The sequence below is a fragment of the Erythrobacteraceae bacterium WH01K genome, assembly GCA_027941995.1.
In the GTDB taxonomy this organism is placed as follows: Bacteria; Pseudomonadota; Alphaproteobacteria; order Sphingomonadales; family Sphingomonadaceae; genus CAJXSN01.
In genome coordinates this window covers 870,825-891,490 of the sequence record CP115966.1, presented here as the reverse complement: position 1 = coordinate 891,490, position 20,666 = coordinate 870,825, and the positions used below count along the sequence as shown (strand labels likewise).

Annotated in this window: 20 protein-coding genes; 17 read left to right on the top strand and 3 right to left on the bottom strand. The window is 59.0% G+C overall.

What is annotated here, in order from left to right:
• Window positions 1–12 precede the first annotated feature (12 nt).
• The 3 genes from PF049_04395 to PF049_04385 all read left to right on the top strand — a co-directional run bounded on the left by PF049_04395 (window position 13) and on the right by PF049_04385 (window position 1,790).
• A complete protein-coding gene (locus PF049_04395) occupies window positions 13–198 on the top strand; it encodes a DUF3008 family protein (protein WBY17403.1) in 186 nt (61 codons plus the stop codon).
• A gap of 492 nt (window positions 199–690) precedes the next feature.
• The gene (locus PF049_04390) at window positions 691–1,143 is read left to right on the top strand and encodes a cytochrome c oxidase assembly protein (GenBank protein ID WBY17402.1); all 453 of its coding nucleotides are present in this window, start codon (window positions 691–693) and stop codon (window positions 1,141–1,143) included.
• Complete coding sequence (locus tag PF049_04385; GenBank protein ID WBY17401.1) at window positions 1,140–1,790, top strand: cytochrome b; 651 nt, start codon at window positions 1,140–1,142, stop codon at window positions 1,788–1,790. Before PF049_04390 ends, PF049_04385 begins: the two co-directional genes overlap by 4 nt.
• Here PF049_04385 and PF049_04380 read toward each other — a convergent pair.
• Window positions 1,714–2,415, bottom strand: coding sequence for a c-type cytochrome (locus tag PF049_04380; protein WBY17400.1), 702 nt, complete (start codon window positions 2,413–2,415; stop codon window positions 1,714–1,716). The genes PF049_04385 and PF049_04380 overlap by 77 nt on opposite strands.
• 86 nt (window positions 2,416–2,501) lie before the next feature.
• Here PF049_04380 and PF049_04375 point away from each other — a divergent pair, with 86 nt between their 5' ends.
• The 7 genes from PF049_04375 to PF049_04345 all read left to right on the top strand — a co-directional run bounded on the left by PF049_04375 (window position 2,502) and on the right by PF049_04345 (window position 9,501).
• A complete protein-coding gene (locus PF049_04375) occupies window positions 2,502–2,867 on the top strand; it encodes a c-type cytochrome (GenBank protein ID WBY17399.1) in 366 nt (121 codons plus the stop codon).
• Complete coding sequence (locus PF049_04370) at window positions 2,860–3,906, top strand: c-type cytochrome (GenBank protein WBY17398.1); 1,047 nt, start codon at window positions 2,860–2,862, stop codon at window positions 3,904–3,906. The genes PF049_04375 and PF049_04370 overlap by 8 nt, the downstream gene beginning before the upstream one ends.
• Window positions 3,903–6,440 (top strand): cbb3-type cytochrome c oxidase subunit I, encoded by a 2,538-nt coding sequence (locus PF049_04365; protein WBY17397.1) that lies wholly within the window; start codon window positions 3,903–3,905, stop codon window positions 6,438–6,440. The genes PF049_04370 and PF049_04365 overlap by 4 nt, the downstream gene beginning before the upstream one ends.
• Entirely contained in the window at window positions 6,433–6,735 is a 303-nt protein-coding gene (locus PF049_04360; GenBank protein WBY17396.1) for a hypothetical protein, read from the top strand. The genes PF049_04365 and PF049_04360 overlap by 8 nt, the downstream gene beginning before the upstream one ends.
• A 36-nt stretch (window positions 6,736–6,771) precedes the next feature.
• Window positions 6,772–7,206, top strand: a complete 435-nt coding sequence (locus tag PF049_04355; protein ID WBY17395.1) for a hypothetical protein — start codon at window positions 6,772–6,774, stop codon at window positions 7,204–7,206.
• Window positions 7,203–8,579, top strand: a complete 1,377-nt coding sequence (locus PF049_04350) for a sorbosone dehydrogenase family protein (GenBank protein ID WBY17394.1) — start codon at window positions 7,203–7,205, stop codon at window positions 8,577–8,579. The genes PF049_04355 and PF049_04350 overlap by 4 nt, the downstream gene beginning before the upstream one ends.
• Before the next feature lie 358 nt (window positions 8,580–8,937).
• Window positions 8,938–9,501, top strand: coding sequence for a hypothetical protein (locus PF049_04345; GenBank protein WBY17393.1), 564 nt, complete (start codon window positions 8,938–8,940; stop codon window positions 9,499–9,501).
• A 139-nt stretch (window positions 9,502–9,640) separates the two neighbouring features.
• On the opposite strand, the gene PF049_04340 is transcribed toward PF049_04345, so the two are convergent.
• Both PF049_04340 and PF049_04335 read right to left on the bottom strand, forming a co-directional pair.
• Window positions 9,641–10,237 carry a hypothetical protein gene (locus tag PF049_04340; GenBank protein ID WBY17392.1) on the bottom strand — a complete coding sequence of 199 codons (597 nt, stop codon included), beginning with the start codon at window positions 10,235–10,237 and terminating at the stop codon, window positions 9,641–9,643.
• A gap of 31 nt (window positions 10,238–10,268) precedes the next feature.
• The gene (locus PF049_04335; GenBank protein WBY17391.1) at window positions 10,269–10,772 is read right to left on the bottom strand and encodes a hypothetical protein; all 504 of its coding nucleotides are present in this window, start codon (window positions 10,770–10,772) and stop codon (window positions 10,269–10,271) included.
• A gap of 660 nt (window positions 10,773–11,432) precedes the next feature.
• Here PF049_04335 and PF049_04330 point away from each other — a divergent pair.
• The 7 genes from PF049_04330 to PF049_04300 are packed head-to-tail and all read left to right on the top strand — an operon-like array spanning window position 11,433 to window position 20,632.
• Window positions 11,433–12,023, top strand: a complete 591-nt coding sequence (locus tag PF049_04330) for a hypothetical protein (GenBank protein WBY17390.1) — start codon at window positions 11,433–11,435, stop codon at window positions 12,021–12,023.
• On the top strand, window positions 12,020–13,585 hold the full coding sequence (locus PF049_04325) for a class I SAM-dependent DNA methyltransferase (GenBank protein ID WBY17389.1): 1,566 nt from the start codon (window positions 12,020–12,022) through the stop codon (window positions 13,583–13,585). Before PF049_04330 ends, PF049_04325 begins: the two co-directional genes overlap by 4 nt.
• Window positions 13,585–14,613 (top strand): virulence RhuM family protein, encoded by a 1,029-nt coding sequence (locus PF049_04320; GenBank protein ID WBY17388.1) that lies wholly within the window; start codon window positions 13,585–13,587, stop codon window positions 14,611–14,613. The genes PF049_04325 and PF049_04320 overlap by 1 nt, the downstream gene beginning before the upstream one ends.
• Entirely contained in the window at window positions 14,606–15,826 is a 1,221-nt protein-coding gene (locus tag PF049_04315; GenBank protein ID WBY17387.1) for a hypothetical protein, read from the top strand. Before PF049_04320 ends, PF049_04315 begins: the two co-directional genes overlap by 8 nt.
• Window positions 15,823–16,662 carry a DUF3800 domain-containing protein gene (locus PF049_04310; protein WBY17386.1) on the top strand — a complete coding sequence of 280 codons (840 nt, stop codon included), beginning with the start codon at window positions 15,823–15,825 and terminating at the stop codon, window positions 16,660–16,662. The genes PF049_04315 and PF049_04310 overlap by 4 nt, the downstream gene beginning before the upstream one ends.
• The gene (locus PF049_04305) at window positions 16,659–19,925 is read left to right on the top strand and encodes an HsdR family type I site-specific deoxyribonuclease (protein ID WBY17385.1); all 3,267 of its coding nucleotides are present in this window, start codon (window positions 16,659–16,661) and stop codon (window positions 19,923–19,925) included. The genes PF049_04310 and PF049_04305 overlap by 4 nt, the downstream gene beginning before the upstream one ends.
• Entirely contained in the window at window positions 19,922–20,632 is a 711-nt protein-coding gene (locus tag PF049_04300) for a SprT family zinc-dependent metalloprotease (GenBank protein ID WBY17384.1), read from the top strand. The genes PF049_04305 and PF049_04300 overlap by 4 nt, the downstream gene beginning before the upstream one ends.
• The last annotated feature ends 34 nt before the right edge of the window (window positions 20,633–20,666 follow it).

The window sequence follows — 20,666 nt, the reverse complement described above, 5'->3', positions numbered from 1 at the left end:
GGAGTAATCACAATGCCAGCAAGATCAAAAGCGCAGCAAAAGGCGGCAGGGGCAGCACTTAGCGCCAAGCGTGGCGACACCAACAAGAGCGACCTTCAGGGCGCGTCAAAGGAAATGTACGATTCCATAACCGAGGGTGAGCTTGAGGATCTCGCTAGCACCAAACGAAAGGGTAAACCCGAGCACAAAGGCGACTGAAGGTATAGAGAAAGGCTGGTTGCCTCACCAAATCGCACGAATTCTTTCAGCCATAGGCCATGGGGATCGCGCATGCGTTGAGCAATTTGCCTCGACCACTGCGCGTGGCATGCTTAAGTTTGGAAACAAGAGTCCACGTCACCTCCCTAGGTAAAAATTTTCGGACACCATGCTCTGTCTGATAATTTAGTACGTTGTTTAGGTACAATAGGATTGGAGAGAATCCTGAACCACTGGTTGCCCTATTGCGGTGCGGCCCCAAGACCTGGGGTTTGGCTGACCCATTGGAATTTCGCGCCAGAAATGTTGGCGTGTTTGGTGGTCTTCGCGGGTCTCGCTTATTGGAAACGTGACAGACTTAGAGCAATGCCGACATACACAGCCGGGGTCGTGTTCAGCTTACTCTACATCAGCCCTTTCTGCGCTCTCGGGTCGGCTTTGTTTACGGTGCGTATCGTTCATGACGTTATACTGGCCACTGTGCTCGCTCCCTTGATCGTTGCCGCCTTCCGGGTCGAGGAAACCGAAATTCCCGGCACCTTGACCGTCTGGACGGCGATTCATGGACTCACATTCTGGCTCTGGCATGCGCCCCCTTTCTACGAAGGCGCCATGAGCAGCGACGGCATTTTCTGGCTCATGCAAATCAGCATCGTCGCCACGGCCGCGGTTTGGTGGATAAAGGTCATCCGATCGCCAGCACCGGCGGCCGCGACGGCTTTGCTGGCAACGATGGTCGCGATGGGTGCACTCGGTGCGTTGTTGACCTTTGCACACCGAGCCTACTTTGCGCCACATTGGCTGACGACGCAGTTTTGGGGTCTCTCGCCGATTGAGGATCAACAGATTGCGGGCATCGTCATGTGGGCCCCGGCGAGCTTGGTCTACCTCATTGCCGCTCTGACGATACTTTATCGATCGCTCGGTAGCAGAGCGCCTGCATGAGGCTTCATGACCTGATCCGTAGATGGGCGGTCAGCTACACCGAGCAGGGGAAGTATTCGCCAGTCGGTGTCTGGTTCCACTGGATCATGGCAGGGCTGGTGCTCTTTCAGCTCGGCTCAGGTTGGATGATGTCGCGCTATCCGGTCGGGGCCAGCAAGCTTGCCACCTACGAACTGCATAGCGAGTTGGGGCTGACCATCTTGTTTCTCGCTATTTTGAGGTTTGGCTGGCGACTATTCGTCCCCGATCCGGTCAATGACGCTGATGCGCCAGGCTGGCAGAGCACGGCAGCACATATCACACAGTACCTTTTCTATGGCTTATTCGCGCTACTTCCGCTGAGTGGATGGGCGATGTGGTCTGCAATACAGCCGGTTCAACCACTGCGCCTTGCCGGATTGGTCGCAATACCCCCGATGCCCTTTCATACACTCTCCCCAGCGTGGCAGTATCAGGTGCTCGACTGGGCGGAAAGCCTTCATGTCCTCGGCGTCATCGGCCTCGCATTGCTGGTACCGCTGCATGTCATTGCGGCGCTGAAACATCATTTTTGGGACCGCGACGATACAGTCAGGGGCATTCTCCCGGAAATTCGGGACGACGAGACGGCTCCGGACCATACGCAATATACGCCGCGAGTGGGTTGATTTCGTCCTCTCGCAGCTTGCTGGCCGCATCGTGCATGACGTTCAGCGCATCGCCATATCGCTCACCTTTTCGCCAACTGCGCAATTGTTCGGCGAGGTAAGCCGCGCTCTGACCAGCCAAGGCTGGATTGCCGGCACCCGAACCGAGACCGGTTTCTCCATGGCAAGACGCGCAAGACGATAGAGCGCGTTCGGGTAAGCCCGCATGGTAGATCTCGTATGCTTTCTCGATCTCGCACGAGGGTTCAGGTCCACCCTTGCTGCCTTGCACGTCCTCCGGAAAATCCATGGCCTCGTAATAGGCTGACACAGCCAACCGCTCCTCGGTATTTAGTCGGCCTGCAAGCCAATTCATTTGGGGATGACTACGTTGCCCGTCCGCATAAAAACCCAGCTGACGAACCAAATATCCGGCATCCGTCCCCGCTATCCTCGGCACTAACGCTCCGTCGCCGCGACCGTCCAGCCCATGACAAGTGTGGCAAGCAGCCTGCGGACCTGCGTCCCCGCCCGATAAGGCAATCAACTCGCCCGTGTCGTCGAATGGATCGTCGATCGGGGCAGGACTACACGACGTCAGCGCCACAGAAAGGGCGGTGATGGACAGGACAGAGCGAAAAAGCATCGTCTGGTGGGAACGAAGCGAGCGATTGCCCGGTTCCCATGGGAATGGGGAGTGTGGAGCATCGGCATCGGAACTGGAAAGCCATCGTGACTGGCATAGCCTTAGCCGCATGTGCACCGCTTGCCGGATGCAAGGACCCGGTTGAGACGCGGCGAGAGCCGACTACCGGCCCGAAGGACCGGGGCTTAGCAGCAATCAAGCGCGCAGGCTGTGGATCTTGTCACGAAATCCCGGAGCTGGACTGGCCAGCCGGGCGTTTGGGACCATCGCTCGAAGGCTTCGACGATGTTGGCCTTATCGCAGGCCAGTTGCCGAACCGACCAGATGTATTGGCGGCCTTCATCCGCAACGCACCTTCCGTGAAGGAGGGCTCGTCCATGCCGCCAATGCCAATTAGCGAGGCTGAAGCGGCAGATATCGCAGCCTATTTATATGGCCTCGACCATGATTGACGCACTCTGGGGTTGGCCTCCTCCGGTACTTGATCCGGCAGGTCCCTATTCGGGCAGGGTCACCATCTTGGCCTGGTCGCTATTCGGTTTGGGCGGTTTCGTCACATTGGTCGTGGTGTTTGCTCTCTGGGTCGCCATCAAGGGACCAGACAAGTGGAAAGCGAAGCTGGGAGGAGAGCGCGCGATCTGGCTCGGCGGAGTGGCCTTTCCGGGTGTCGTTTTGACCGCACTACTGGTGTGGGGACTGACTCTCACAGCCAGTCTGACAGAACCGATACGCGGCGACGAAATGCGTATTCGCATTACCGGCGAGATGTGGTGGTTCCGCGTCCAGTATCTGGACCCGTCGGGCGCGGTTGTGATGGAAGATGCGAATGAGATTCACATTCCTGTCGGACGTCCTGTCGTGCTCGAACTGGAATCCGCCGATGTGATCCACAGCTTCTGGGTGCCGCATCTCTCGGGAAAGAAGGATATGATACCTGGGCGGCGCACCCTGCTGCGGATCGAAGCCGATCGCGAAGGCGAATTTGGCGGAGTGTGTGCAGAGTATTGCGGGCGGCAACATGCGTTGATGGGCTTTGTTGCTGTTGCTCATGAGGACGGAGATTTTCGCGAGTGGTATGCCGAGCGGACTAAGCGTCTCGTTTCGGCGGGGCGCGGCATAACCACGCCAAAAGAACCCCTATCCGCCTCAATGACGGTCGCTTCGGAGCAGTCAGCAGTCTCGCGTCCGGTTGCAGGCGCTGACGCAAATTCTGGTCAGCTGTCCGGGCAGGAACTGTTCATGCAGTCTGGGTGTGCTGCGTGTCATCGTGTTGCCGGGACAGAGGCGAACGGTCTCGCTGGACCGGATCTTACCCATGTCGGATCGCGCCGGACACTGGGTGCGGGTATATTGCCCAACAATCGCGGTACCCTCATCGGCTGGATAGGCGACAGCCAATCGCTCAAACCCGGCAATCGCATGCCGAGCTATGACTTGCTCAATGCCGACGAGCTCGAAGCTATCGCCATCTGGCTCGAGCAGCAGAAATGAGATCCGAGACGGGTTTCGATTATTCGCTCTATGAGCGCTTCCCCACCGAGAAGCGTCCCGATAGCGAAGTCGATGAACTGAACCGCATCTGGCGTGCGCCAAAAGGGTGGGCACGTCTTACCGCGGTCAATAACAACTACGTCGGCTTCTGGTACGTCGTCACCGCCTTCGGCTTCTTCTTAGCAGCAGGAATTCTGGCGCTGGGCATGCGAGTGCAACTCGCTGCCCCGATGCAGGACTTTCTGGGCGTCGATACCTATAACCAGTTTTTCACGATGCACGGAACGGTGATGATGTTCCTGTTTGCCGTGCCTATGGTGGAAGCGATCGGGATCATGCTGTTGCCGCAGATGCTGGCGGCACGCGATCTGCCGTTTCCCAGGCTGTCGGCGTTCGCTTTTTGGGCCTATTTCGTAGGCGGGACGATGTTTTTGCTCTCGCTATTCGTGGGGCTGGCGCCCGACGGTGGCTGGTTCATGTATCCTCCGCTGACGAGCATTGCCTTCAGTCCCGGTATCAACACTGACTTCTGGTTGCTCGGCATCGGGTTCATCGAGATTTCGGCCATTGCCGGAGCGATCGAGATCATCGTGGGTGTGCTGAGAACCCGCGCACCGGGAATGACCCTCGACAAAATGCCAATTTTTGCGTGGGCCATGCTGGTCTTCGCGGTAATGATCGTGGTCGCCTTCCCGAGTGTGATCCTGTGCACGATGCTGCTGGAGATCGAACGAGCGTTCAATTGGCCCTTCTTCGATGCGCTACGCGGGGGCGATCCCATGCTGTGGCAACACCTCTTCTGGTTCTTCGGCCATCCGGAGGTTTACATTATCTTCATCCCAGCCGCGGGTCTCATGAGCATGATGGTGGCCGCAGTCGCTAAGGTGCCGCTCGTTGGGTACCGTCTCAACGTACTGGCACTGGTGGCTACCGGTTTCATCAGCTTCGGCGTCTGGGCGCATCACATGTTCACTACCGACATGCCGCGCGTTTCTGCAGGCTATTTCTCCGCCGCTAGCATGGCGGTCAGCCTGCCTGCGGGCATCCAAGTGTTCTGCTGGATCGCGACGCTAGCCAGCGGCAAGATAAAATGGACCACGCCTGCGCTATTCGTAGTCGGGAGCGTGGTGATTTTCACGATGGGTGGATTGACCGGCGTGATGGTAGGCATGGTGCCCTTCGACTGGCAGGCGCATGATACCTATTTCATCGTCGCCCACCTCCATTACGTGTTGATGGGCGGCATGGTTTTTCCGATGTTTGCCGCGTTCTACCACTGGCACGGCATGACCAGCAGCAGGGCTTTATCTGAGCGTGTGGGCAAATGGGTCTTCGCGCTTATGTTCGCGGGTCTACACATCACTTTCTTCCCCATGCACCTGACCGGGCTCATGGGGATGCCCCGCAGGGTCTATACCTATTTGCCCGGGCGCGATCTCGATTTGCTCAACCTGGTGTCAACCATTGGCGCTTTCGTGATGGCCGCTGGGATACTCCTGTTCATGTTTGATCTCGCTCGCCGCTTTCGTTTCACGGTTCATGATGACGCAGGCAATATCTACGGCGGCGGCACGCTGGAATGGCTTCCGACCGGTTTGTACTCCACTCGCTCGATCCCCCTGGTCACGTCGCGTGAACCATTGTGGGACCGCCCCCAAATCTCGAAGGAGGTCGAAGAAGGACGCTATTTCCTTCCGAATTCTGCCACTGGCCAGCGCGAGACGCTGATTACCTCGACCGTGATGGCTGAACCGCAATACGTCCAACTCATGCCCGGTCCGTCGCCATGGCCATTGTCGGCTGCTGTGTTCACCGCTCTCTTCTTCCTCTCGCTGACGGTGCAGGGCTATGCCTTTGCTGTGTTCTGCGGGATTGTAGCGGTACTCAGTACGCTAAGATGGCTTTGGGAAACCGACCGTCCCATCAAACAGGAAAGCGCTGACATCGGCGGCGGTATCGAGGTTCCGATCGCAATCACGGGGCCGAAAAGCCACGGCTGGTGGGCGTTGAACACTTTGATGGTCGTAATCGGCATGATCGGCTTCATGGCCGTATTCGCTTATCTCTATCTCTATGGCATCAATCCCGAAGTTTGGAGTGCGCCCCCGCCCCTCGGCGAAACCGCAATTATCGTCGGGATCGAAGTTGCGGCAATTCTTGCGGCTTGGGGCGGGCGTCGGTTTCTCGCAACGAAAGAAGGGCGGCTTGCCGAAGACCTGCCCTGGATGCTGGAGGCACTTGCTGCGGCCCTGCTGGTCGGCGCGTTATACCTCGATGTGACTGGTTGGCTCGCGACGGGTCTTGAGCCCACCGCGAATGGCATGGGCGCGACTGTCTTCATGCTTTCGGTGCTTCAGGGACAGGTGGTCGTGGTCGCTGTCATCATGGCCGCCTATCTCGCCTTTCGCGAGGCACGAGGGATCATGACCACTCCAACAAACGTGACCATGGATATCGTCGCACGTTTCATAATGTTCTGCGCGCTACAGGGCATGATCTTTACTCTCTTGCCGAGGGTATTCCCCGGTGTCTGAAGCGAAGAACAACGAGCTTGGCGAGCCGATCGACCGCCCTTCGATCTATCGCACCCTTCTGATTGCCTTCCTGATCTGGTCCGCGCATTTCGCTTTAAGCTACGCCGGGGTGCTGATTTTCCCGAATGACGGGATGGCGCGGATCATCGCTATAAGTGCGGGTCTAATCGCAATCGCCGCACTGGTCGTACAAGTCCGGAGGCTACCTGCTCCACGCTCGCCGCTTGCTCTTGGTGCCCTCGGGTTGGCCGCGGCGGGGGTAATCTTCGGCACATTCCCTGCCATTGTTGGTTAGGTCAGAGAGGCAAAGCCGGAAGAGGAGATTGCCCGCATGGACCGCACAGTCACTAATTCCCGTTCTTTTGCAAATCCGTTGCACGCGATCCTGCTTGCATTTCCCGTGGCGCTTTATCCTGCCGCCCTACTCACCGATATTACCTATCTGAATACGGCGGAGATCCAGTGGACCAACTTCTCCTCTTGGCTGATCGCCGGGGCGGATCTGTTTGCTGGTCTGGTGCTCGCTTGGGCATTTCTCGGCCTCTTCTTCCGGCGTGCCCGCCACTTGAAAAGCCGCGGTACGCTCTATCTGATCGTCGTCGCCGCAATGTTCGGGCTCGGTGTTTTGAATGCTTTTCAGCATGCGCGCGACGGCTGGCATTCCGTTGGGACATTGGGACTCGTTCTTTCGATCCTTTGTTCGATCCTTGCCTTGATCGCGGCTTTTATCGCCTACAGCACCATTGCGGTGGAGAAACGCGCATGATCCGCCTCTCGTACCTCGCCTTACCGCTGACTATCGCGCTTGCCGCCTGCCAGGTCAGCAGCGATCCCGATCTCGATCAGACCGGCGAGCGGCCCGAGCTTCCCGCACAGAACGATGCTCTCGTGCCAGCGATGGAAATCCCGACGCCGGAAGGTTGGGGGGACGAACTGCCTACCGTGCCCGAAGGATATACCGTTTCCGCAATTGCGCAGGATCTGAAGATTCCGCGGCAGACCCTTGTTCTGCCCAATGGCGACATCTTGGTCGCCGAGGGGGCTGGGGGCAAGGCACCCAAGTTAAGGCCTAAGGATGTTATCGCAGGCTGGATCAAGAAGCGCGGCAAGAGCCCGGTCGAAGGCGGGGACCGGCTAACCCTGCTGCGTGATGAGGACGGCGATGGGCAAACCGATCTCCAGACCACTTTTATCGAAGGTCTTGACGCTCCCTATGGCTTGGCCTTGGTCGATGGCACGCTCTACGTAGCCAATCAGGGTAATTTGGTAAGCTTCGAATATACCGAAGGAGCGACCAGAATCGCGGGGTCTGGTACCGAAGTCACAAAGCTTCCCGCGAAAATCAATCACCACTGGACCAAGGCGATGACCGCCAGCCCCGATGGCTCGAAGCTATATGTGGGCATCGGCTCAAACAGTAATGTCGGCGAACGCGGCATGGATGTCGAAGAGGACCGTGCGGTCATATGGGAGATAGACCGCGAAACGGGCGCCAGTCGGATATTCGCTTCCGGCATCCGTAACCCTACCGCGCTCGCTTTTGGCCCGTGGAACGAACAGCTTTGGGCGGTCGTCAACGAGCGTGACGAACTCGGACCGCAACTCGTCCCCGATTACCTAACTTCCGTGCGCGACGGTGCCTTTTATGGCTGGCCTTACAGTTACTACGGCCAAAACGTCGATCCGAGGATCAAGCCGGCGAGGCCTGACCTAGTCAAAAAGGCCGTTGTGCCTGACTACGCGCTAGGCTCCCATGTGGCCGCACTTGGTATCGATTTCACCACCGATGGTGGCCTGGGAGGCCGGTTCGCCGAAGGTGCGTTTGTAGGGATGCACGGAAGTTGGAATCGTGCCGATCCGTCAGGCTACAAGGTCGTCTTCGTGCCCTTCCGCGGTGGACGTCCGAGCGGCGAGCCCATCGACGTGCTCACGGGTTTCTTGAAAGACGGGCATGCGAGGGGGCGCCCGGTAGGCGTGACATACGACGCAACGAGTGGCGTACTATATGTCGCGGACGATTTGTCGAACACCGTCTGGCGTATCGCCCCAAGCGATAGAACACGGCGCGCCTCCTCGCGGGATGCAGCCCAGATGCCTAGCGAGACACGATCGCCGTCCACACCTTCCACCACGAGGTAATTCGGTTTGGTAGCGCCGCGTGAACCCGAGAAGCTGCCGTTCCTTGCCGCCGATCCGACAGGATTTTGCACTGGGTTCGACGAGCATTTCAATGTGATCAATCTCTTCCATTCAGATCCCGCCCCTTGGTACGATCCACACAGGTTGACTATTCCCGTGAATAGCTGGGCCGGAAAAGGCTGATGCAATGGATCTAGGCTCTGTCCTATTGCTCGCACTGCTGCCGGCGCTCGGCAGTTTAATCGGGGTTGGATTGGCGGAGTGGCGCAAGCCCCCTCCTTGGCTTGTGGGCGGAGCAATGCATGCCGCAGCGGGACTTGCCACTGCAGTCGCGGCCCTGGAACTGGTGCCAAGAGCGATGGAACGCATCGAGATCTGGCTGCTCGCTGTAGGGCTAGTTTGCGGCTCTATTGCCTCTGTCGGTATCGCCAGATTATCTCGTGCTATAAGGACGAGCCTGCCGAGCAATCGGATACGCGCGACTACTGTCGGAGCCTACGTTGCGATTGGCGTGGATTTGCTGACAGATGGGTTGATGACTGGTAGCGGCGCGGCGGTCGCAGCGAGCCTTGGAGTGTTGTTGGCAGCTTCACAGGTCATCGGCAACCTTCCCGGAGGCTTTGCAATCGCTGCCAATTTCAGAGCTGCGGCAATGCCCAGAATGCAGCGAATGTTGATGCTTTCAGCGTACCCAATGCTCCCAGTTCTCGGAGCTGCAGCGGGTTACGTGGCGTTGAAGGATGCAGGAGATTTCGCGACTGGACTTACCCTTGCCTTCCTCGCCGGACTCCTATTAACCGCAACGATCGAAGAAATTGTACCCGAGGCTGACGAACCGGGTGCTTCCCGCCGAATTTCAAGCCCAGCATTTGCTGGCGGATTCGCGATGCTTCTTTTATTCTCGGCATACCTGTCTCCCTGAAGACAAGTTCGATGTCTTCTTTTGAGTGCCACTTGACCGCATTGTTCAAAGCCTCATTCCCATGTCCGGTTTGAAGAGCTTCCAGCGACCTTTTGTATGTCTGGAATGAGGGCGCGAAGCAGTCGTCTTCACTGAGCCTCTAATCCATACACTGCTGTGAATTACCACGGTCGGCTTGCTTGAACATCGTTTGACCGGGCAGCGGCGTCAGGCGGCTGAGGAACCGGTCCTTGTAATCAGCAAAATCTGCCACACCCGTGTTGAGGCGCTCGCAAAAATGGAGCTCGACACTGAGCTCGATAAACATGTCCATCAGATGGTGATGAGCCTTCGACAGATCGACGACACACACATCGAAATGCTTGCCCAGCGAGACCAGGTTGGCCTGCAGGCGCAATTGCGCGTGCGCTAAAGTCTCATGGCCGAATTTCTCGAGCAGCGCGCTGCGATCGCAGCGATCATATGCCCACCTCTCCTTCGGCAGGCGGAGCAGACATTTCGATGGGAGACTTTGCATCGTGTGCCAGTGCGGCTGACGCTCGCGGCAAAATAAGCTCAACGCATCTCCAAGATGGGTGAAATGCCATCCGGAGATCATCTTCTCCAGCATCTGATTGTTACCAAAGTCGATGGCCAGCACCCGTTTCCTGTCCATTACGGCCGCCGAGATCTTCTCCGTTGCTATCGTGGTGACGCCCGTGCCGCCGGCGATGGTCTGGATGGAAACGATACGCATGATCGATGATGCTCCTTGCCCGGTGCTATTGTCAGAGGCCGAAAGTGCAGACAGCCGTTCCGGCAGGGAAAAGCCGCTCACGCCGAGACCAGAATGTATTGGCACCATTGGGCGCGGGGCGGCTGATGGGTACGGCGATTTCTGCCATCGGGCCGCGCACCTCGATCACGGTGCCACAGTTAGTTTCATCGCCCACAGCGAGGTCGCGCTGAAACTCTTCGGCAGCCTGTCTCGCGGCGGCCATGTTCGCCTGTATACCCTCCACACGTTGCTCTTCGATCCGCGTGGCAGCCATTTGTGATGATCGGGTTGGCAGGCGATCAGGCTTGTAGAGATATATAGCGGTCGTGTTCGGCAGGCCGCCAAACCACGAACCGATCAGCTGGCTGCCTGGGTCACCGCTGCGATAGATTTCCGAATTGTCCTTCGCCAGCGCGACGAAGCCAGCGAGTGGTTCACCGTTTGCCGTATCGCAGATCATTACAGTTCCGCGCCATTGGTGGCGCATGCCGGTCGGTCGGGTCAGATGCTCCATGACGCGCTGCCTGAAGCTCTCTAGCCGTGAATCGTCGTTGGGAAGAACCGTCCCGCACTGCGTTCGGCAACTTTCGCCAAAGGCCGCCAGGCTCCGGTTAGTGACCGCCATGGGATCAGAGCGGCCCCGCTCTTTGAAAAAGCGGGCCCCGATTATTTCGTCGGCGTTGTCCCGCAGTGGTCGCGCCTCAACGGACCCTCCTCCAACGCGCGCGACATCGTAGCTTCCACCGATTGTATTCCAGAATCCTGCCCAAACATTTTCGGACTGCGCAGAGAGCGGCATAGGCATCGCGCAGGTGACGAAAAACAGACAGAAAATATGTCGGGCGACCCGCATGGCGACCTCTTCGCAAATCGTGAGAGGCGCACCCGAGCCGGGTGTTAGTAACCCTGCGCACGCACAAGGCGCCGCCACCTTTAGGCGGACCCTGGACATGCGTGACGGCCACCCGGCCGAAACTGGTTCGACCGGCGCGTGCTGCTTGAGGTTACTAAGCCTCACCCTCGGGACTGACCGATGGGCGAGATATGCGTAAACGAGAATGGAATGGTGGTGAAGTACGCATTTACCAACTCACCGGCGCAGCCGATCTGGCATTTCGTATTGGAATGCGTTTCCATTGATCAAAGTGATTTTGAACGCTAGATTGCGAATCCAATGACAAAATATTCCCTTGTCGATCTGGCGCAAGTTGCCACCGGCTCTGCGGTCAACCGCAACGGCTCCAGCGCGCGGGTGGCGATGGTCGGGGACTTGGACGGGAGCGGCGCGCTACCACATCGACTCACGCGGGCGGGGCCGCCAAAATCGGGCAACACATCCAATTTGCAGCTTGGCGACATCGTGGTCTCAATGCGCGGCAACAGCAATCTTGCGGCCACCATCGACCTGGATGACTTGGCGGGGCCGGAGCTTTTCGCATCACTCGACCTCGCCGTTGTTCGCCTGAATGACCCCGAAACAGTCAACCCGCACTATGTTGCAAACTACATCAACCTCCCGTCGACCCAGCTCACCTTTTCCAGCTCTCGCGAGGGCTCGGCGGCGAAGCGCTTGCCGATCGGGGCGATACGGGATCTGGTAGTCCCCCTCCCCTCATTTTCTCGCCAATGTGCGATTGCCGCACTGGCGCAGGAATCCGCGAAGGAGCGGCTGTTGCTCGAACGCATCGCCACACTGCGGCAGGCCCGTATCCACGATCTTCTCCGCCAGGCGGCGGAAATGCCAACAGAGGAAGCCACCCAATGACCCCCGTCCAGCAATCCGATGTAAACAAGGCCGCCTGGGATGCCTGCGACACATTCCGTGGCACCATCGATGCCGCGAACTACAAAGATTACATCCTCGTCTTTCTGTTCTGGAAGTACCTGAGCGACATCTGGGCCGACGAGCAGAAGCAGGCCAGCCAGCAGTACGATGGCGACGAGGTCCGCGTCCGCCGACGCATGTCGCGTTTTCGCTTCCAGATCCCGGATGGCGCCAGTTTCTACGACCTCTACCCTCGTCGCAATGCCGAGAACCTGGGCGAACTGGTCAATATTGCGCTCGAGGCGATTGAAGATGCCAACCTGACCAAGCTGGAAGGCGTGCTGACCCCGGTCGATTTCAACAGCCGCAATAATCTGGGCGAAACGGCGGACCGTAATCGCCGCGTGAAGGATCTGTTCGACACCTTCCACAAGCCCGCGCTCGACTTCTCCCCGTCCCGCTTTTCCGGCAAGGACACGGCCGAGGACGTGATCGGCGAAACCTACATCTATCTCATCTCCCGCTTCGCCAGCGACGCCGGCAAGAAGGCGGGCGAGTTCTTCACCCCGCGCAAGGTTTCCGAGCTGCTGGTCAAGCTGGCCGATCCTGCGCCCGGCAACCGCATTTGCGATCCGGCTTGCGGTTCCTCCACCCTGCTGATCCGTGCTGCCGAATATGTCGCGGATAAGGAGGGCAAGGAACACGCCAGCGAGGCGGATGTCGCGCTGTTCGGGCAGGAGGCGACCAACCAGACGCAGGCGCTCGCGCGGATGAACATGTTCCTGCACGGGCTGGACAGCGCGCGCATCGAATGGGGCGATACGCTGACGAACCCCAAATTCCTGCTCGAAGATTCGCTGATGCGGTTCGACCGGGTGATCGCCAACCCGCCCTTCAGCCTGAAGAAGTGGGGCCACGAAAAGGCCGATGGTGACCGTTATCACCGTTACCACCGCGGCATCCCGCCCAAATCGCGCGGGGATTATGCCTTCATCAGCCACATGGTCGAAAGCGCCAAGCCGCGCGAAGGGCGTGTGGCGCTGATCGCACCGCATGGCGTGCTGTTCCGTGGCGGCACGGAAGGGACGATCCGGCAGAAGCTGATCGAGGAAAACCTGCTCGACGGGGTTATCGGCCTGCCCGCGCAGCTATTCCCCTCCACCGGCATCCCGGTGTGCATCGTCATCCTTGACCGTGCGCGCGAGAAAGGCGGCGCGCGGGCCGATGCCGACACGGTGATGTTCATCGATGCGAGCCGCGAATTCGATCCCGGCAAGAAGCAGAACGATCTGAACGAGGATCACATCAAACGGATCGTCGATACCTTCCGAGCGGGAGAGGCGGTCGAACGTTATGCCGAACCCGTCACCCGCGAGACAATCCGCGAGAACGGCTACAACCTCAACATCCCGCGCTATGTCGATACGTTCGAGCCTGAGGAGCAAATCAACGTCGCCGAAGTCCAGCGCGAGATCGTAGCGCTCGAAAAGCAGCTGGCGGAAACGCGCAACCGCATGAACGGCTTCCTGAAGGAGCTTGGCATCGAGGTGGAGCCCCTCTGATGGCCAGCGAACTCATCCAGTACCAGACCGAAGATGGCGAAACCGTCATCCGCCTGCAGGCACGCGATGGAAATGCGTGGCTCAGCCAGGCGGACATGGCCGAACTATTCCAAACCACCGTTTCCAATATCAACAAGCATATCAAAGGTATATTGGACGATGGCGAGCTTGATGAGGCAACCATTGAGGATTACTCAATAGTTCGGACCGAGGGGACACGGCAGGTCGAGCGCACCGTCGCGCACTACAGCCTGCCGATGATCCTGGCAGTCGGCTTCCGCGTTCGTTCCCCGCGCGGCATGCAGTTCCGTCGGTGGGCGGCGCAGGCGCTGTCCGAATATCTGGTGAAGGGTTTCGTCATGGACGATGCCAGGCTGAAAGATCCCGACACCGACTATTTCGACGAGCTGCTGGCGCGCATCCGTGACATCCGGTCTTCGGAAAAGATGTTCTACAAGAAGGTGCTCGAGATCTACGCCACCAGCGCCGATTACGACCCGAAGGACGAGACGAGCACGCGCTTCTTCCAGACGGTGCAGAACAAGATGCACTGGGCCGCGCACGGCCATACTGCGGCCGAAGTAATCCATGCCCGCGCCGACGCTGACAAGGACCACATGGGTCTGACCAGCTGGGCTGGAGAGCCGCGCGGCAACCCGCCGCGCAAGTCCGATGTTGCTGTGGCCAAGAACTACCTTTCGCCCGAAGAGATCGACACGCTCAACCGCATCGTCACGCTCTATCTCGATTATGCCGAACTGCAGGCGCAGGGGCGCAAGCAGATGTTCATGGCCGACTGGATCGCCAAGCTCGACCAGTTCCTGACCATCAGCGACCGCGATATCCTCACCCATGCCGGACGCATCTCCGCCGAGGTGGCCAAGGCCAAGGCGGAAGCCGAATATGGCAAATGGAACACCCGCACGATCGATGCGCCGAGCGCGGTGGAGCAGCATTTCCTGGAGGCCACGCAGGCGGCGAAAAAGATCGAGGCGGGGAAGAAGCCGAAGGGGAAGAACAATGGCTGACCCGGAGCTTCGCAAGCTTTCCTACTACTTCACGTCCAGCAAGCGCAAAGGGCGGGCAGGTCTGCCGCTCATGTCCGTGACGATGCACAACGGGCTCGTCCCGCGAGAGGATCTTGAGCGGGACAAAGAGCGGAAGACGAAATCCAGCCTCGAAGCGGAAGAACATCTGCTCGTTGAGCCAGGCGATATTGCCTACAATATGATGCGAATGTGGCAGGGGGCCCTTGGCCTGGCGGCTGAGCCGGCCAATGTCAGCCCGGCTTACGGGGTGATGCGCCCCAAGCCGACGGTCGATCCCCGATTTGCCGCTCACTGGTTCAAGTCGGAGCACGGCCTCTACATGCTCTGGGCCTATTCCTATGGCCTTACTAACGACCGCCTTCGTCTGTATCCGAAGGACTTTCTCGAAATCCCAGTTCGATGGCCCGTGAAACCAATTCAGCAAAGGATTGCGATGGTATTGGACGCATGGGATGCCGTGATCGCCATTACCGAACATCTTGTTGGGGCAAAGGCCCGACGGCTTCGGTGGCTTCGCGCTGAGGTCCTAACCGGCAAAACCCGGCTCAAAGGCTTCAATGCTCCTTGGCAGACGCTCGAATTGGCTAAGCTCTTGCTCGAACATGGCGAGTCCAGCACCGGCACCGAGGAAGTCCACTCTGTCAGCGTCCATCGCGGGCTGGTTAACCAGATCGAACATCTGGGCCGCTCCTTCGCGGCGGCTTCCACCGATCACTACAACCGCGTGCTGCCCGGCGACATCGTTTACACTAAGAGCCCGACCGGCGATTTTCCGCTTGGCATCATCAAGCAAAGCAAGCTCGATCATGCGGCAATCGTCTCTCCACTCTACGGTGTATTCACGCCTGCAAGCCGCGAACTGGGTAACGTGCTGGACGCGCTAATGGCATCGCCGTCCGCCGCCGGCCGTCTGCTCACGCCAGTTGTGCAGAAGGGAGCGAAAAACACCATCGCTGTCACCAACCAGAACTTCCTGCAGGCCCAACTGGCACTGCCCACTGATCCAAACGAAATCAAAGCCCTGAGCAAGCTGGTGGACGCGGCACAAGCCGAACTCGATGTTCACATGTGCGAACTCTCACACCTTCGCACCCAGAAGCGCGGCCTGATGCAGAAGCTACTCACCGGGGAGTGGCGTGTGCCGGAAAGCATCGATGCTCTGCTGCCCAAAGCAGAGGAGCGCGCCGCATGAAGTTCATCTATGTCGATGAAAGCGGCGGGCGTGATCAGGGTGACGTCTTCACCATGTGCGGCCTGATGGTTGATGCCGACAAGCTGCGCAAGAAGACAGCGGATTTCGATGCCAAGCTCGAAGCACTGTTTGAAAAACATCCCGGCAATCGTGCTGACTTGAAGACGAGCAAGTTCATAAACGGCAAGGGTGCATGGAATCAGATTGATGCGCAGGAGCGTAAGGATTTCCTCACCGATGTTTGCCAGCTCGCCGTCAGCAACGGCGGCAAGCTGTTCGGCATCGGCCTGTCGTTCAATGCCTTCGATGCGGCTATTGCCGCCGGGCACAAGCATCCCTTCGAAGGGAATTACTGGCTCGCCTCTGCCATGTTCACCAGCGCCCTAGTGCAGAAGAAGATGCAAGGCGTATCCAACAGCAAGGGCCTGACCGTGCTGATTATGGATGACAATCAGCAGGAAATGCCCAAGCTTTCGGGCGGGCTGTATACCTGTGAGCCTTGGTACGACGGTCTGTACCAATGCAAGGTGACCAAAAAGGGCAAAAGGGTCTGGGCACCTCGCAAGCCCAAAGATCGCTTCGATCAGATCATCAACACGGCCTTCGCCATCAAATCCGATCATTCGTCGCTGGTGCAGGTCGCGGATGCAATCAGCTACGTCTATCGTCGCCACCTCGAACTGAAATCGGCTGATGAAGCCTATGCCGGTGAACGGGGTTACTACAAGGGCCTGATCGAAATTCTCGAACCACAGCGTGAGAAGATCGGCCAGACGCCGGACACGCCCTGTGTGTCGTTCTATCAGGGCGCTCGTCACCCGGAGTGGGCATTGTGACCTCCGGCCCGCGCTTCTCCACCTCCGAGGAAGGCGGCATCCAGCTGCCCGCGCTGATGACGGTGGCGCGGCTTGGCTGGCGCTATCTGTCGCGCGTGGAAGTGGAGGCGCAGCGACGCGGGCGGCTCGACAACATCGTGCTGGAAGATGTGCTGGCCGAGCGGATGATGGCAATGAACAGCGTGCGCCAGCGTGGCCGCACCTATCCCGTCACCGAATCTGCGGTGCGCGAGGGGATTGAGCGGTTTAAGGGCCTTGCCGCCGATCTCAGCCAAGGGCTGCTCACCGCCAATTCCACCGCCACCGACATGCTCCGGCTCGGCACCTCGGTAGACATGACCGTGGATGGCGAAACCAAGGGGCGGCAGCTCAAGTTCATCGATTGGGATGATCTTTCCGCCAACCGTTTCCACATGACCGCCGAATTCCCCGTCCGGCGTGAGCGGCGCGACGATACGCGGCGGCCCGATATCGTTTTGTTCGTCAACGGCATTCCGCTGGTGGTGATCGAGGTCAAGCGCAGCTCCATCGGTGTGGCCGAGGGGATCAGCCAGACGATCCGCAACCAGAACCCCGATGGTGAAATTCCGCGCCTGTTCGTGCCCGCGCAATTGCTGATCGCGGCTAATGACAGCGAACCGCGCTATGCCACCACCGGCACCTCAGCCCCCTTCTGGGCGCATTGGCGCGAAGAGGAAATGACCGAGGGCGAGCTGCACGCTGCCATCAATCGCGGGCTCGACCCGGAAGAAACCGCGCGCATCTGGACCGACTTCAGCCACCACCGCCGCGCGCATGAAGGGCTGATGGACCCGGGCGCTGGCGGCCGCTTCCCGCACGAACTGGACCGCACGCTGGTGGGCCTGTGCTCGCCCGAACGCCTGCTGCCGATCATCCGCGGCTTCACCCTGTTCGACAACGGCATCAAGAAGGTCGCCCGTTATCAGCAGTTCTTCGGCGTGCGGCGCACCATGGAGCGTGTGCAGCACCTGGACCACGACGGGCGGCGCAAGGGCGGCGTGATCTGGCACACGCAGGGATCGGGCAAATCGCTCACCATGGTGATGCTGGCCGGCGCGATCGAGCGCGAATTTCCCAAGGCCCGACTGGTGCTGGTAACCGACCGCACCGATCTGGACGACCAGCTGACCAAGACCTTCCGCCACACCGGCAAGGAGCCCGAACAGGCCGCCACCGGCGCCGAGCTGATCCGCCTGCTCCGCGACAAGCGCCCGGTCATCACCACGCTGATTCACAAGTTCCGTTCCGGCCTTACTGCGGCAGGCAACTTCTCCGATCCGGATGCCGATATCTTCGTGCTGGTCGATGAAAGCCATCGCAGCCAGACCGTGACCGACATCGACAGCCTGCATCGCCAGATGCGCAAGATCCTGCCCGGCGCGGCCTATGTCGGCTTTACCGGTACCCCGCTGCTGAAGAAGGAAAAGAGTACCTTCGACCGCTTTGGCGGGCTGATCCACGATTACAAGATCGACCGCGCCGTGAAGGACAAGGCGGTGGTGCGCCTGCTGTACGAGGGCCGCCACGTCGATATGGACGTGCAGGAAAGCCAGCTCGACAAATGGTTCGACCGGGCGACCAAGGATCTCTCGACCGAGCAGAAGGCTGACCTCAAGCGCAAGATGGCCCGCACCAACATCGTGCAGGGGGTTCAGCCCTGGCTGCGCGAAATGGCGTGGGACGTCAGCAATGATTTCCAGCAGAACCTGGCTGGCACCCCCTACCGCGCTCAGCTGGTCGCGCCGTGGAAGCGCGAGGCGGTGTTGTTGAAGCGGATGCTGGACGAGATTGGCTTGGTCACCAGCGAAGTGATTATCTCCGACGTGGATGAGCGCACCGGGCATGACCGGGTCGGTGCTGATGACGACGATGATGTGGTGAAGGCCTATCTCAAGGAAGTCACCGCACTGCATTCGCTGAAGGAGTTCGAGAAGGGCACGATCCGCGCCTTTATCGCCGGCACTGGCCCCGATGTGCTGATCGTGGTCGACAAGTTGCTCACCGGCTTCGATGCTCCGCGCAACCAGACGCTCTACCTCGCCAAAAAGCTCAGCGATCACAAATTGCTGCAAGCCATCGCCCGTGTGAACCGGCTGTTCTCCAGCTCGGAGGAAACTGAGGACGGGCATCCGCTGCATGAGAAGGAACATGGCCGGATCGTCGATTACGTCGGCATTCTCGGCGAGCTGGATCAGGCTCTGACCGATTACAGCGCCTTCGACGGTTACGACGAAGAAGATGTGGCCGAAGCCGTCCAGTCGATCCGCGACGAGGTCGCGAAGCTGCCAGATCGACACGCTGCCCTGCTCGACCTGTTCAAGGGCGTTGCCAACACTTTCGACATGGAAGCCTATCAGCGACACCTCCGTGATGAGGTGGTCCGCAAGCGTTTCTATGACCGTCTCAGCGCCTTTGCCCGCACACTGCAGACGGCGTTTTCGTCGCAGTCGTTCATCGACAACACATCGGAAAGCGCGATCGCCAATTACAAGTCCGATCTAAAACGCTTCGAGGAGCTGCGCCGCGCCGTGCGGCTGCGCTACGGAGAGGCGGCTGAAGATTACGACTATCGCCGCTATCAGGCGGCCATCCGGACCCTGCTCGACAAGCATATCGATACCAGCGACATCATTCCGATTGTCCCGCCGGTCGACATCTTCGACAATGAGAGTTTCAAGCAGGCGGTCGAGCAGCAAACAGGCAGTTCTGCTTCTGTCGCAGATACGATCCTGTCCGCAGCAACGCGCACGATTACCGAGCGGATGCAGGACGACCCCGCGCTCTACCGCCGTTTTGCCGCGATGGTGAAAGCCATTATTGACGAGTTCAAAGCCAACCGCCTGAGCGAAGCCGAATATCTGGCTAAGGCACAAGCCATCCGCGGCGAAATGGTTAGCAAGGCAGGCGGCAAGGCCGATGATCTTCCCGCAGGCGTTCAGGGTAATCCGATGCTCGGCGCGTTTTACCGCCAGGCTCTGGATGATATGCAGGATATCTCAGGTGATGCCAGCCCCATGATCGCCGAACTGATCGCCAAGGATTTTTTCACGATCATCGAGCGCCACAAAAGGGTTGGCTGGACCAATGACCCTGATGTGGAACAGGCCATGCGTCAGGAAATGGACGACTTCCTCTTCGACGAAATCCGCGACCGGCAAGGGCAATATGGCCTCGACGAAGCCAAGATGGACCAGCTGATGGACGCGGCCCTCAAAATCGCCAAACGCCGGGCAGATTCATGATCACCGAGGATCGTGAGATCGAACTCGGCGGGGAACGCCTGGATTACCGCTTGAAGCGAAGCGAGCGAAAAACGCTCGGTATTTCAGTAACGACAGATGGCGAGTTGATCGTCACCGCACCTGAGGAAGCCGAGCAGGAGCGCATCGACGAAAAGCTGCAGAGGCGCGCTGCGTGGATCCTCGATAAGCTGGATCTCGTGTCACATTTGCCGCCTGCGATTCCCGCGCGTCAGTTTGTGGCGGGCGAAACGCACCTTTTTCTCGGCCGCCAATACCGGCTCAAGGTCGATAAGGATCAGCTCGGAACCGAACGTAGGGGTGGTCGGATTATCGTCGGAGGGGTGCCCGCCGATGAACCGGCGAGGATACGGAACAGACTGCATCGCTGGTACCAAAGGGAGGCAGTTACCGTCTTTGGTGACCGACTGGGATCATGCTGGAAGAAGACGCAGAAAACATCTCCTCGCCCAAAGCTGAAAATTTCGAGCATGGAACGACGCTGGGGTAGCTACTTGCGGAATTCACACAGCGTCATGCTCAACTACCAGCTGGTGCAGGCGCCCATTCCTTTGATCGACTATGTGATTACCCATGAACTTTGCCACATCGACCACGGTGATCACGGCCCAGCATTCCTGGCCGGACTGAACCGGATGATGCCTGATTGGGAACGCCGCAAACTGCGATTGGAGGCGTTTTTCTCGTGATGATTGCCAAGGCGATCTGGCAAACGCAAAGTTT